Raw genomic sequence first — 13,866 nt, 5'->3', positions numbered from 1 at the left:
GATGCGCTGCTAGCCGCCGGGAGGCGGCGGCAGGAAGTGGATGTTGAACTCGGCGGCCATCGCCACCACGTCCTCGGGCTTCTGTTCCTTCATGTTGTGAAGGCCCCAGAACAGGTCGAACAGCTTGCGGGTCGGTGACACCCAGAACAACACCTTCGCGGTCTGATCCGATTTGTTGAAGATGCCATGCGGCACGCCCATGCCGAGCCGGATCAGGTCGCCCGCGGTCGCCTGCGACTCGGAATTGCCGAGCATGAAATCGAGCTTGCCCTCCAGCATGTAGAGATATTCATCCTGGTCCGGATGAATGTGCGGCGGCACGAACGTGCCCGGCGGCAGCGTCGCATGCCAGGAGAAGCTGTGCTCCGTGTTGCTCTTCGGCACATAGGTCTGGCCGAGGATGTTCCAGGAGATGCCCTGGATCCCCTCATTGGCCCGTGTGATGCCGGTGATTTCGCTTTTCATCGTGATCCTCCCTCGACGCGACGTGCGGCTTAGTTCGCCGCCTTGCAGTCCTTGGCGTAGCGGTCGCCGTAATTCTCAAAGACTTTCTGGACGATCTCGGTCTGGAACTTGCCGTCCGCGCGCTTGGCGACCTTGGTCAGGTAGAAATCCTGGATCGGATAACCGTTGGTGTTGAACTTGAAGGCGCCGCGCAGCGAGGTGAAGTCGGCCTTTTTCAGAGCGGCCGCGACCGCGTCCTTGTTGGAGAGGTCGCCCTTCACGGCCTTGATGGCGCTGTCGATCAGCATCGCGGCATCATACGCCTGGAAGGCGTAGGTACCGGGCACGCCGTTATAGGCGGCCTCGTAGGCGGCGACGAACTTCTTGTTCTGGGGATTGTCGAGATTGGGCGCCCAGTTCGCGCCGCCGAACATGCCGACCGCCGCGTCCTGCTGCGCCGGCAACGTCGATTCATCCACCGTGAAAGCCGAGAGCACCGGAATGCTGTCGGCGAGGCCAGCCTGCCGGTATTGCTTGACGAGATTGACCCCGAGGCCGCCGGGCATGAACGTGAAGAGCGCATCCGGCTTCTGCGATGAAATCTTGGAAAGCTCCGGCTGGAAGTCCAGCGTGTTGAGCGGCATGTAGGATTCTTCGACGATCTCGCCCTTGTAGTCGAGCTTGAAGCCCGCCACCGAGTCCTTGCCGGCCTGATAATTCGGCACCATCAGATACATGCGCTTGTAGCCGCGATCCTGCGCGACCTTGCCGAGGATTTCGTGCACCTGATCGTTCTGATACGAGGTCACATAGAAGAACGGGTTGCAATCCTTGCCGGCAAAAGTGGACGGGCCGGCATTGGGGCTGATCAGAAAGGTTTTCGATTCCGTGACCGGCCGGTGAATCGCCTGGAGGATGTTGGAGAAGATCGGGCCGACCACGAAGTCGACCTTGTCGCGCTCCAGAAGGCCCTTGACCTTGGTAACCGCTGCGTCCGGCTTCAATTCGTCGTCGACCACGACGACCTCGACATCGCGGCCGCCCATCTTGCCGCCGAGATCCTTCATTCCGAGCGCAAAGCCGTCGCGAACCTGTTGGCCGAGCGCGGCGGCGGGTCCCGACAGGGTCACGATCACACCCAGCTTGATTTTCTCCTGGGCGAGGGAAGGACTCACCGTGGTGCCAAGCAGCAAGGCGGCTGCGGCCAACGTCATTTGCGTCTTCATGATCTGTCCCCCGTGACAACAGGACTTGCGCTGCAAGCCGCTACTCCAATCCAAGTTTATGCCGATGATTGCTGCCGCGGCAAGCGAGCTCAAAGCGTCGTCATCTGCGGACAGCGGCGCATGCAAGCGGCGCGCCAATTATTTGAAGCCTAAAGAAATCGGGATGCGATCGATTGTTGCGGCTTTAGGCTTGCAGCCGGCTTCGATTTATTTGAAGCTCAAAATGTTGGGAATCCGTGCCGGGCGCCAATGCTAGGCCGTGAGTGACTGCATCAACATGCTCGATTCCGAGACCAAGGCCGTCGAAACTCCGGAGGATCACGCCGAAGAGCTTCGGCTGTGGCTGCGCCTCTTGACCTGCACGACGCTGATCGAGGGCGAGGTCCGTGGCCGGTTGCGGCAGCGCTTCGACGTCACATTGCCCCGTTTCGACCTGATGGCGCAGCTCGACAAGGCACCCGACGGCATGACGCTGTCCGACGTCTCCAAGCGCATGATGGTGTCGAACGGCAACGTCACCGGTCTCGTCGAGCGCCTCGTGGAATCCGGTCATCTCGACCGCCGCACGTCGGAGACCGACCGCCGCGTCCAGGTGATCCGGCTGACCAAACTCGGTCGCGCCGAATTTCGCAGAATGGCCGCGGAACACGAGACCTGGATCGCCGATCTTTTCGCCGACCTGACGCCGAAGGATGTGCGCGAATTGATGCGGCTGCTCGCCAAGACCAAGGCATCGGCGCAGAAATCGGCCGGTCGCCGCCGGGCCTAGTGCGCGGCTGACGCGCCCACCAATCCCATTTGCCGCCGGAAAAAGCACGGGATGCCCAAAATCCGCTATTGCACGAAATTGCTTTAAGCCTAAAATGTTTCCGAGTGAGTGCTGCCGGGTGCTTTCCATGCTGAAAGGAGCGTGCGATGGCCAACGCCGCCAAGGTTCAAGTCTCGGGCTCGCGTGACGATAACGCCGCGACAGCCCATGTCGATACGTTCGCGCGGCAGCATCTTCCGCCAGCCGAGCTCTGGCCGGAATTCATCTTCACGCGACCGGAACTGCAGTATCCGCCCCGCCTCAACTGCGTCAGCTATTTCCTCGACCGCTGGGTCGAGCAGGGACATGGCGACGCTCCTTGCGTGATCAGCCCCGCCGTCAGCTACACCTATCGTGAGCTGCAAACGGTCGTGAACCGCATCGCCAATGTGCTGGTCGGCAAGCTTGGTCTCGTCACCGGCGGACGCGTGCTGCTGCGTTCGGCCAACAATCCGCTGATGGTCGCGACCTATCTGGCAGTGATCAAGGCCGGTGGCATCGTCGTCGCGACGATGCCGCTGTTGCGTGCCAAGGAGCTGTCCTATCCGATCCAGAAGGCCGAGATCACACTCGCACTCTGCGACGGCAAGCTCGCCGACGAAATGGAGAAGGCGAAAGCCGCAGCCCCCGGCCTCAAGCGCGTGGTCTATTGGGGCAACGGCGGCAGCGACTCGCTCGAGGCGCTGATGGAGGATGCAAGTCCGGAGTTCAGGGCTGTCGATACCGCCTCCGACGACGTCTGCCTGATCGCGTTCACGTCGGGCACGACCGGCGATCCCAAGGGCACCATGCATTTCCACCGTGACATGCTGGCGGTCTGCGATGGCTATGCGCGCAACATCCTGCGCGCGGAGCAGAAGGATCGCTTCGTCGGCTCGGCACCGCTCGCCTTCACGTTCGGCTTCGGCGGCGTGCTGTTTCCAATGCACATCGGCGCCTCCTTCGTCGTTCTGGAGAAGACGGCGCCCGACGACATTCTGAATGCGATCGAGCAGTACAAGACCACGGTCTGTTTCACCGCGCCGACCGCGTACCGGGCGTTGATCGGCAAGCTTCCGGGCCGCGATATTTCCTCGCTTTGCAAATGCGTGTCCGCCGGAGAGACGCTGCCCAAGCCGACATTCGATGCCTGGCTGAAGGCGACCGGCATCAAGCTGATGGACGGCATCGGCTCGACCGAGCTGCTGCACATCTTCATCAGCGCGACCGAGGACGAGATCCGCCCCGGTGCGACGGGCAAGCCGGTGCCGGGGTATGAAGCGAAGATCGTCGATGATTCCGGCAATGACGTTCCGCCGGGCACGATGGGAAGGCTCGCGGTACGCGGGCCGACCGGTTGCCGCTATCTCGCTGACGAGCGGCAGCGCAAATACGTCCAGAACGGCTGGAACATCACGGGCGACACCTATCTGATGGATAGCGAGGGCTATTTCTGGTACCAGTCGCGCTCGGACGACATGATCGTGTCGGCCGGCTACAACATTGCAGGCACGGACGTCGAGGCGGCGCTGCTTACGCATCCCTCCGTCCTCGAGTGCGGGGTCGTCGGCGCGCCGGACGAGGCGCGCGGCATGATCGTGAAGGCGTATGTCGTTGCCGCGCCGGGCGTAACGCCGGATGCCGAGCTCGTGGCTGCGTTGCAGGAGCATGTCAAACGCGAGATCGCGCCATACAAATATCCGCGCGCGATCGAGTTCGTGACGCAACTACCGAAGACCGAGACCGGCAAGTTAAAGCGCTTTGCCCTGCGGCAACTGGCGCAGACCGCGGTGACGTCCTCCGGCGTCGCGGCGGAATGAGAGAAGGATAGAGAATTGTCCGTGACGACGCCGAAAAGCCCGCAGCTTGCGGTGCTGCCGACAGCAGCTGAGGACGAAACCCGCGCCAGGGCGCAGGTGCTCCAACCGTCCGGTTGGCCGGTGCCGAAAGGCTATGCCAACGGCATGGCCGCCGAGGGACGCATCGTCGTCACTGGCGGTGTCATCGGCTGGGATGCCGAGGAGCGTCTCGCGGAGGGTTTTGTCGCGCAGGTGCGCCAAACCCTAGGCAACATCGCCGCGATCCTCGCGGAGGCCGGCGCGCAGCCCGAGCATCTGGTGCGCCTGACCTGGTACGTCGTCGACATGGACGAGTACCTGACGAACCTGAAAGAGCTCGGCAAGGCCTACCGCACCATCTTCGGCGCGCACTACCCGGCGATGGCGCTGGTTCAGGTCGTCCGCCTCGTCGAGAAGACGGCGCGCGTCGAAATCGAAGCCACCGCCGTCATTCCGCGCTGAACTGCGATCGGTGCGCGGTCAGCTTGCCTTGGTCAGCTTGCCTTGGCGAGGTCATCGTCTTCGGGCGAGTTCAGGTATATTCCTGACATGGTGTCGACCCAGCAGAGATGGTCGTGCACCTTCTTCACGCCGTTGACGTTCTCCGCTGCGACGACCGCGGCCTGTCGCACGCGCTCCTCGGTGATGACGCCGCTGAGATGAACGATGCCGTCGCGGACGATGACGTTCAGCCCGAACGGGCACCAGTCGTTCTTCTCCATGGTATCGATGATGCGGCTGCGAATGTGATCGTCGTCCGCGGTCGGGTCGGGTACGTCTCGGGCGAGGTCCGCCACCGCCTGGAGCAGGTTCGCGCGCGACACGATGCCGACGATTTTGTCGCCGCGGATTACCGGGAGACGCTTCACGTTGTTCCGCTCCATGAGATCGACGATCTCGGCAAGCGCCGTATCCTCGGTGATGGTCACCGGTGAAGAGGTCATCACCACCGAGACCTTGCGGCCGTGCTCGTGGACGAAGTCGCTGGCCGATTTGCCGGATCCGAGAATGAACCGCAGCCAGCGCCCGCGCTTGCGTCCCGTGCCGATTTCGCTGCGGCGGATGAAGTCGCCTTCCGAGACCACGCCGACCAGCTTGCCGGCATTGTCCACGACCGTGAGACCGCTGACATGCCGCTTCAGCATGATGTTTGCCGCCTCGACGATGCTGGTGTCGGGCGTAACCGAGATGACCGACCGGGTCATGATCTGATGGGCGCGCATGGCAGACTCCGCTGGCTTGTCGATGTCGATGCGCAAAACCTAGCTCTCGCGTCGTGCTGCGGCTTGACGCAGGTCAAGGGGTGAAGCGGGGCTCTTTCCGATGCCCGGACTTGATGCAGCTCAACGCGCATCCCAAGCCTCGCCATATCCTGCTGCCACGCAGCCAAGAAGCCGGCAGGAACATTCAGCCATGAGCGTCGTGCAGATATTTCCAAGGTCCGAAGGGCCGGCCGCGCAGGCTCTCTCCGTCAATCCTGTCGTTGAGCCAGAAGCCTCTACGACCGGCCCCGAAGCGCCGGCTGGAATGCCAGTCGCCGCCGATCCCCTGCCTGTATCGGAGCCATACCCTCTCGATCGCGCGTTTCATGCGATGCTGGCGCGGTTGACGGGCGGGATTTCGCCGCTGGCCTTGTTGCTCGCCTGGCTCGATTGGAGCTCTCATCTGGCTGCCGCGCCGCAGCGTCAGGTGGAGATGTCGCGCAATGTCCTTCGCGACATGGGCCAGTTCCTGGAAGCCGCCGCGCATGCGACGTCGCAAAAGCCGTGGTCCGTGATTGCACCGCAGGGACGGGATCGTCGCTTCAGGGGGCCGCAGTGGGAAGCCGCACCGTTCAATCTGCTTGCGCAGGCGTTCCTGCTCAGAGAGCGCTGGTGGCACGATGCCACGACCGGCGTACGCGGCGTGTCGCACGCAAATGAAGCCATCGTCGAATTCTCGATGCGTCAGATGCTCGACATGCTGGCGCCGTCGAATTTCGCGGCGACCAATCCGCAAGTGCTGGAGAAGGCGTTCCGGAGCGGCGGGGAGAATTTCGTATTCGGCTGGCAGAACTGGTGCAGCGACCTGATGCGCCTGCTCTCCGCCGCAAGGCCAGCGGGCGACGAACAGTTCATCGTCGGCAAGACGGTCGCGGCTTCGCCGGGCAAGGTCGTTTATCGCAATGCGTTGATCGAGCTGATCCAGTACCATCCGACGACGGCTCAAGTGCGACCCGAGCCAATCCTGATCGTGCCCGCCTGGATCATGAAGTACTACATCCTCGATCTGTCGCCGCAGAATTCTCTGGTGAGGTATCTGACCGGCCAAGGCTTCACCGTATTCGCGATTTCCTGGCGAAATCCGGATGCCAAAGACCGGGATGTTGCCTTCGACGACTATCGCAAGCTGGGTGTCATGGCGGCGTTGGACATGATCGGCCGGATCCTGCCGGGCCGGAAGACCCATGCGCTCGGCTACTGCCTGGGTGGCACATTGCTGTCGATGGCTGCGGCTGCGATGGCACGCGATGGCGACAAGCGACTGTGCACGACCACCCTGCTTGCCGCACAGACGGATTTCACCGAGGCCGGCGAGCTGACGCTTTTCGTCAACGAGAGCCAGGTCGCCTTTCTCGAGGACCTGATGTGGCAGCGGGGCTATCTGGACACGACGCAGATGGCCGGCGCGTTCCAGTTGTTGCGCTCCAACGAACTGATCTGGTCGCGGCTGTCGCACGACTATCTGATGGGCGAGGGCGCGCCACCGAGCGACCTGATGGCCTGGAACGCCGACGCCACGCGGCTGCCTTATCGCATGCATTCGGAGTATCTGCGAAAGCTATTCCTGGGCAACGATCTCGCCGAGGGCCGCTATCGTGTCGAGGACAAGAGTGTGTCGCTTTCCGACATCCGTGCGCCGATGTTCGTGGTCGGCACGCTCGCCGATCACGTGGCGCCGTGGCGATCGGTCTACAAGATCCACTATCAGGTCGATGCCGACGTGACCTTTGTGTTGACCAGCGGCGGCCACAATGCCGGCGTCGTCGCGCCGCCGGACGAGCCCGGCCACAGCTATCAGGTGCTGATCAAGGCCGCCGATGCGCGCTATGTTGGCCCGGACGAATGGCTGAAGCTGGCACCGCAAGTCGAGGGATCGTGGTGGCCGGAATGGGCCGAATGGCTGGCCGCACACTCCGGGGCGCCCTGCGATCCGCCGCAAATCGGAGGCGGAGACCTTGACGGTCTGCCCGACGCGCCGGGAGACTACGTCCACACCTAGTCCTCAGGCTCAGCATTCGGCGCAAGGTCGGCGGAGCGGAACGGCTTGGCCTTGTCCAGTTTCCGGTAGGCGTCCGAAGCGATCCGCAACAGTTTCTTTTCGCGCTTGCGATTGAGGAAGCGAATGCCCGCCTCGGGGACGGCCTCGTTCAACGACGCCGCCAGGGCCTGACCTCGCGCATCGTCGTTCAGTTGTCCGAGGGACTTTTGCGCCTTGCGCAATTGCTTGAGGATCGACTTCTGCTTGGTCAGCGACTCGTCGGCGAACAGGTCCTCGAGCGACTCGATCGAATAGGTCAGCCGCTTGTTGAGAAGCCGCAGCTTGTGCCGTTTCTCGACGTCAAGCTTGCGGAGCTTGCGCGCTGTCTTGAGCAGCGTCTTTTCCCATTGCGTGAGTTTCGCTGTTGCGTGGTCGGCGAGCGTGCAGCGGCGTAGCCTGATAGCTTCCTTGCTGCGCCGGGTCGACCAGGGGCCGCTCTCGATCCAGGCTGACGTCTGCTCGACGAGACGGAGATACCGCGCGGATTGCAGCGCGCGCGCCAGCAGGCGGTGGCTCTCGGCGCGCTTTTCGTCCCAATGCTGGAGCTCGGCAATCACGGTCAACTCGCCTCCACTCTCGGCGATGACCCGCTCGATTGCCACGTCGAGGTCCCGGACCATGCCGAGTTGGCTGTTCAACCATTTCAGTTCGATCCAGACCTCTGGCCGAAGGGCATCATCGACCATCGGCGAGAAGAAGCGGATGGCGGTGCGCAGATGCGTCAGTGCAATCCGGATCTGGTGCAGTGCCTCGGGATCGCCGCGGCAGGTGCCGTCATGCTGGGCGAGAACGGCGGCGAGGTGACGGCGGGCGATGATCCGGAACGCGGTGTCGCAAACCATGCCGGGGCTGAGGCGGCCGGGCAGGACATCGTGCCTCGCCGCAGGCTTGACGCGCGCGGCCGTCGAATTCGTGCTGGGTCGCGCCATTTGCAGATTGCCTTACTTGCTCTCGGCGATCGCGTCCCGGCAGTTCTGGAGCGTCTGCTCTTGCGTCCCGGATGCGTCGATGGTCGCCCAACCGACATGGCCGATATTATAGTGCTCTTGCAGCGCGGCAACCTCTTGCGTGGCGTCGGATGCGTCGCCCCGGCGGCCTCCGATCCGCGCCTGCCGGGTCGCGAGGTCGGCAACCAGAAACAGGCCGCTCAGCGGCACGTTGCGCTCGCGCGCCAGCGCGGCGACCGCGTCTCGTTCGTCCTCGCGGGCGAACACGCCGTCGATGATCGCTGAATGGCCTTGCGCCAGCACCCGCCCGGCGTACTCAGCCAACATGTCGTAAACGCGGGCGGTAACCTCCGGCGTGTATGCGGATGCCGGCAGCCGGTCCGTGTCCTCGACTCCGAACATCTGCTTGCGGACCAGGTCGCTGCGCAGCACGACTGCGCCCGGCTGCGGCGTGACCTCCGGCGCGAGCGTGCGTGCCAAGATCGTCTTTCCGGTGCCTGACAATCCGCCGACTGCAATTAGCCGGGGAGCCGGCGGCTGGATCAGCGCGCGGGCTAGGCCAAAATAGCGCCGCGCCCCGTCGAGAATGCTGGGATCATCGGAATGCGGCGGCTTCAGCCGTGCCAGCGCGACCTGGGCGCGGATCGCCGCCCGGATGGACATGAACAATGGCAGTGCGGAGAGCGCGTCGAGATTTTCGACCGGAGTCGCGGCGAGATAACGGTTCAGCACGATGTTGGCCGCGCGTGCCTGACCGTGGTGCAACAGGTCCATCAATCCGAATGCGAGATCGTAGAGCACGTCGGTGGTTGCCATCTGCGCATCGAATTCGATGGCGTCGAACAGCACCGGCTTCTCGTCGATCGACACGATGTTCGCAAGATGCAGGTCGCCATGGCAGCGGCGGACGAAGCCTTGACGGCCGCGCTCTTCGAGCAAAGGCCGGAGCCGGACCAACATCGCGTGCGAGTCTCTGCCGAGTTCTGCGATCTCTTCGCCTTCGAAATGATTGCCGGTCCGCAGGCCATTGCTGTTGCCATCGATCAGGCCGGGGATGGAGGAAACCCATGCGTTGCCGTTGGCGCCAACAGCCTGCGCATGCGAAGCGGCGATCGCGTCGGCGACAGCCGAAGCAAAAGTGTCATCCAGCGCTCCGGCCTTGGCCAGATGATCCAGCGTGCGGCTTTCGTCGAAGCGCAACATCTCGACCGCATACTCGATCGGCCGGCCGCTTCCGTCGACCTTCACCGATCCATTGGACTGTTCCGTGATCGCCACGACGCGGTGATAGATCTGCGGCGCCAGCGCCCGGTTGATCCTGATCTCCTTCTCACACGCCGCCTTGCGCTTCTCGAGCGTCGAATAATCGAGGAATGGAAATTTCACGGCGCGCTTGATTTTCAGGGCGCGTCTACCTTCGAGGAAGACTGAAGCGGCGTGCGTATCGATCCGCCTCACGTTTGGATGATCCGCGGAATTGGTGAGCGCCGCAAAGATCCGGTCCTGAGTCGCAGAATCGTCTGTCATTCCAGCTGGTACGTCCAGATGCGTCGGAAGGCGGCTCGCCCCGCGATCAGGGTAATCCATAGAAGCAGATCGCGGCCAGTCCTTGACTTCGGTCAACGCCTGTCTCCTTCCGGCCGGTCGAAGTTCCCGGGCTTGACGAGGATCAAGCGTCCCGACCAAAGCCAGCCTATTCTGGCGCCTGAGGAGAATCCCGATGCCGATCAAGGACGTCTTTCTGCCGCTCGTAGGCCAGCCACGCGGCCCGGCCCTTGCTGCGATCGAGAAATGCGTGGCCGTTGCCGCCGACCTCGGCGCCAGGATCACCGCGCTTGCCCTCGAGGAGGATGTCTTCGTGCGGCCGAAGGTGATGCTCCCCGATGATTCCGATGCGGCCGAGGCAAACGGGCCGCTTGGGGCGGGCGACACGCAGGATCTCCTGGGCGCGTTCACCCGTGCAACCTCCCGCACCGGCATCCGCGCTCAAAGCCGGTCGGCCAAGGTGCCGGCAGACCAGATCGCCTCAGTGCTGGCCGAGCACGGACGCTTCAGCGATCTCACGCTGCTCCCCGTGAAGCAGCACGACAGCCGAACCGAGCACATCATCGAGACGCTCCTGTTCGAATCCGGGCGGCCAGTGCTGCTTTGCCCGGAGCAGCATGTGGACGAACTGCGACCGGAATTCGAGAACGTCATGATCGCCTGGGATCACTCCGCGCGTGCGGCGCGTGCGGTCGGCGACGCGCTGCCTATCCTTCAGGCAGCAGCCCTGGTCCGCGTCGTGACCGTGGCGGACGACAAGTCAGACGCGATCGTGCAATCCGGGACGGCTCTGGTCGATCATTTGAGGGAACATGGGGTCTACGCCTCGTTCGAAACCACGACGGGCAGCGGCAGCTCGATTGGCAAGGTGCTCGGAAGCTGGGCGAATTCCCATGCCATCGATGCAATCGTGATGGGCGCTTACCATCATTCGCGCCTGAACGAGATCGTTTGGGGCGGTGTGACAAAGACCGTCATTGGCGAGCCACCGTGCTGGGTTATGCTCTCGTACTAGGCGGGTCGCCAGTTTATCGGGCTTGATCGTCAACCATCGGAACCGCCGCCGACCGGGCGCATTTGTTTTCATGTCAACCTATCGTCTGAAGAACCTGCTGTCGCCGCGTTCGGTCGCGCTCGTCGGTGCGAGCGCCCGCCCGGTGTCCGTTGGACGCGCCGTTCTGGAGAACATCCGCAAGGCTGGATTCACGGGACAGTTCGGCCTCGTCAATCCGCGCCATGCCGAGATCGGCGGCGTCGCGGCCGTGGACAGCCTCGACAAATTGCCGTTCGTACCCGAGCTCGTGATCATCACCGCGCCGGCGCGCGCGGTTCCCGGCATCGTCGATCAAGCCGGGCGACGCGGCTCGGCGGGCGCCCTGATCGTCTCGGCCGGGCTCGGTCACGGACCGGGGTCCCTGCAGGAAGCCGCCATCGCTGCGGCCCGCAAATACGGCATGCGGCTGATCGGGCCGAACTGCCTGGGCATCATGATGCCCGGCGTGAGCCTCAATGCCAGTTTTGCCGCGCACATGCCGGGGTCGGGGAATCTCGCGCTGATCTCGCAATCAGGCGCGATCGCGGCCGGCATGGTCGATTGGGCCGCGCAGCGCGGCGTCGGCTTCTCCGGCATCGTCTCGATCGGCGATCAAATCGACGTCGATGTTGCCGATCTGCTCGACCATTTCGCGATGGATCACAAGACCCGCGCGATTCTGCTCTACATCGAAGCCATCAAGGACGCGCGCAAGTTCATGTCGGCCGCGCGAGCCGCGGCGCGTGTGAAGCCGGTCGTGGTGGTGAAGTCCGGCCGAATGGCGCAGGGCGCGAAGGCGGCCGCCACCCATACCGGTGCACTCGCCGGCGCCGACGCCGTCTATGACGCGGCGTTCCGGCGCGCGGGCGTCCTGCGGGTCTCCGATCTGCGTGAGCTGTTCGATTGCGCCGAGACGCTCGGCCGCGTCGAATCGCCGGCGGGAAAGCGCCTCGCCATCCTGACCAATGGCGGCGGCATCGGCGTCCTCGCCATTGACCGATTGGTCGAGCTCGGCGGCATTCCGGCAGCCATCTCGGCCGACGCCCGCAAGAAACTCGATGACGCGCTGCCGCCGACCTGGTCCGGCGCAAATCCCGTCGACATCGTGGGCGACGCCGATGCGTCGCGCTATGCGGCGGCGCTCGAGGTGTTGCTCGCCGATCCCGACAACGATGCGGTCCTCGTTCTCAACGTGCAGACCGCGATCGCCTCGGCTGCCGATATCGCAACGATGGTGACCGAACGGGTCAAGGCATATCGCGAGAAGCACCGCAGTTGGGCCAAGCCCGTGCTCGCCTCGTGGATCGGAGCAGACCAGAACATCATCGAAACACTGTCCGGTGGGGGCATCCCGAACTATCCGACCGAGGATGACGCCGTGCGCGGCTTCATGTACCTCGTGAGGCACCGCGAAGTCGTGGAGGAGCTGAGCCAGGTTCCACCGGCGATGCCCGAGACTTTCGTGCCGGACGCGCGTGCTGCAAAACAGATCATAGCTGCTGCCATCGCAGACGGCCGCCAATGGCTCGAGCCCGTCGAGATCAAGCACCTGCTCGAAGCCTACGATATCGCGATGGTGCCCACATACGCCGCGGCCGATGTCGAGCAGGCGGTGGCCTACGCGAAAGACATCTTTGCGCAAGGCGCCACGGTCGTGCTGAAGATCATGTCGCGCGACATCGTCCACAAATCCGATGTCGGCGGCGTCGTGCTCAATCTGACGACGGTCGAGGCGGTCCGCGCCGCCGCCACCGACATTCTCGCCCGGGCGGGGAAGCTGCGTCCCGAAGCTCGCATCGAGGGCGTCATCGTGCAGGCGATGGTCGTGAAGGCGAAGGCGCGCGAGTTGATCTTGGGCCTCGCCGACGATCCGACCTTCGGCACCGTCGTCGTGTTCGGCCGCGGCGGGACCGCGGTCGAGATCATCAACGACAAGGCGCTTGCGCTGCCGCCGCTCGATCTGCAACTGGCCCGCGACCTGATCGACCGCACGCGCGTGTCACGGCTGCTTCGCGCTTACCGGGACGTGCCGGCGGTGAAGCCCGACGCGGTCGCCATGATCCTGGTCAAGCTGGCGCAGATGGCCGCCGACCTTCCCGGGATCCGTGAATTCGACATCAATCCGCTGCTGGCGGACGAAACCGGCGTGACCGCGGTCGACGCTCGCGTCGCGGTCGGGCCACCGCAACGGAAGTTTGCGGGCTCCGGCGCCGCCAATTTCGCCGTTCGGGCCTATCCGTCGCAATGGGAGCGCCGCCTCAAGCTCAAAGAGGGCTGGCGGATCTTCGCGCGGCCGCTGCGTCCGGAGGACGAGCCGACCATCCACGCATTTCTGCGTCATGTCACGGCGCACGACCTTCGCCTGCGTTTCTTCGCGCCGATGAAGGAGTTCACCCACGAGTTCATCGCGCGCCTGACCCAGCTCGACTACGCGCGCGCAATGGCCTTTATCGCGTTCGACGAGGCGACCGGCGAGATGGTCGGCGTGGTCCGACTCCATTCGGACTCGATCTACGAGAGCGGTGAATATGCGATCCTGCTGCGGTCCGATCTCAAGGGCAAGGGGCTGGGATGGGCCCTGATGCAGCTGATCATCGACTACGCGAGATCGGAGGGGCTCAAAGCGATCTCCGGTGATGTTCTCAGGGAGAACACCACGATGCTCGAAATGTGCCGGCAGCTCGGCTTCGAGGTGAAGCCGGATCCGACCGAGCCGGATATTTGCGACGTCAGGCTGAAACTTTGA

Annotated in this window: 11 protein-coding genes; 6 read left to right on the top strand and 5 right to left on the bottom strand. The window is 63.7% G+C overall.

Annotated elements, in window-relative coordinates; all coding sequences use genetic code 11:
• Window positions 1–9: 9 nt before the first annotated feature.
• Both IVA75_RS15665 and IVA75_RS15660 read right to left on the bottom strand, forming a co-directional pair.
• Window positions 10–465: a cupin domain-containing protein gene (locus IVA75_RS15665; protein ID WP_027566694.1), complete on the bottom strand. Its 456-nt coding sequence runs from the start codon at window positions 463–465 to the stop codon at window positions 10–12.
• Window positions 466–494: 29 nt separating this feature from the next.
• Window positions 495–1,670, bottom strand: a complete 1,176-nt coding sequence (locus IVA75_RS15660) for an ABC transporter substrate-binding protein (protein ID WP_247290410.1) — start codon at window positions 1,668–1,670, stop codon at window positions 495–497.
• Window positions 1,671–1,947: 277 nt separating this feature from the next.
• On the opposite strand from IVA75_RS15660, the gene IVA75_RS15655 reads away from it, so the two are divergent.
• The 3 genes from IVA75_RS15655 (at window position 1,948) to IVA75_RS15645 (ending at window position 4,757) form a co-directional block, all read left to right on the top strand.
• On the top strand, window positions 1,948–2,439 hold the full coding sequence (locus IVA75_RS15655) for a MarR family transcriptional regulator (RefSeq protein ID WP_027566696.1): 492 nt from the start codon (window positions 1,948–1,950) through the stop codon (window positions 2,437–2,439).
• A gap of 146 nt (window positions 2,440–2,585) precedes the next feature.
• Entirely contained in the window at window positions 2,586–4,277 is a 1,692-nt protein-coding gene (locus IVA75_RS15650; RefSeq protein ID WP_247290408.1) for a benzoate-CoA ligase family protein, read from the top strand.
• A 21-nt stretch (window positions 4,278–4,298) separates the two neighbouring features.
• Window positions 4,299–4,757: a RidA family protein gene (locus IVA75_RS15645; RefSeq protein ID WP_027566698.1), complete on the top strand. Its 459-nt coding sequence runs from the start codon at window positions 4,299–4,301 to the stop codon at window positions 4,755–4,757.
• Between the two features lie 32 nt (window positions 4,758–4,789).
• Here IVA75_RS15645 and IVA75_RS15640 read toward each other — a convergent pair whose 3' ends face one another.
• Window positions 4,790–5,518: a CBS domain-containing protein gene (locus IVA75_RS15640; RefSeq protein ID WP_247290406.1), complete on the bottom strand. Its 729-nt coding sequence runs from the start codon at window positions 5,516–5,518 to the stop codon at window positions 4,790–4,792.
• Between the two features lie 190 nt (window positions 5,519–5,708).
• Here IVA75_RS15640 and IVA75_RS15635 point away from each other — a divergent pair, with 190 nt between their 5' ends.
• Complete coding sequence (locus tag IVA75_RS15635) at window positions 5,709–7,556, top strand: alpha/beta fold hydrolase (protein WP_247290404.1); 1,848 nt, start codon at window positions 5,709–5,711, stop codon at window positions 7,554–7,556.
• Here the strand turns inward: IVA75_RS15635 and IVA75_RS15630 are convergent.
• A complete protein-coding gene (locus IVA75_RS15630; RefSeq protein ID WP_247290402.1) occupies window positions 7,553–8,524 on the bottom strand; it encodes a CHAD domain-containing protein in 972 nt (323 codons plus the stop codon). The genes IVA75_RS15635 and IVA75_RS15630 overlap by 4 nt on opposite strands.
• A gap of 12 nt (window positions 8,525–8,536) precedes the next feature.
• Complete coding sequence (locus IVA75_RS15625; RefSeq protein WP_247290399.1) at window positions 8,537–10,069, bottom strand: bifunctional aminoglycoside phosphotransferase/ATP-binding protein; 1,533 nt, start codon at window positions 10,067–10,069, stop codon at window positions 8,537–8,539.
• Window positions 10,070–10,262: 193 nt separating this feature from the next.
• On the opposite strand from IVA75_RS15625, the gene IVA75_RS15620 reads away from it, so the two are divergent.
• Window positions 10,263–11,102 carry a universal stress protein gene (locus IVA75_RS15620; RefSeq protein WP_247290397.1) on the top strand — a complete coding sequence of 280 codons (840 nt, stop codon included), beginning with the start codon at window positions 10,263–10,265 and terminating at the stop codon, window positions 11,100–11,102.
• Between the two features lie 70 nt (window positions 11,103–11,172).
• Window positions 11,173–13,866, top strand: coding sequence for a bifunctional acetate--CoA ligase family protein/GNAT family N-acetyltransferase (locus IVA75_RS15615; protein ID WP_247290395.1), 2,694 nt, complete (start codon window positions 11,173–11,175; stop codon window positions 13,864–13,866).

This window comes from Bradyrhizobium sp. 134 (assembly GCF_023074155.1).
GTDB lineage: Bacteria > Pseudomonadota > Alphaproteobacteria > Rhizobiales > Xanthobacteraceae > Bradyrhizobium.
This window is presented reverse-complemented; position numbering and strand designations above follow the sequence as displayed.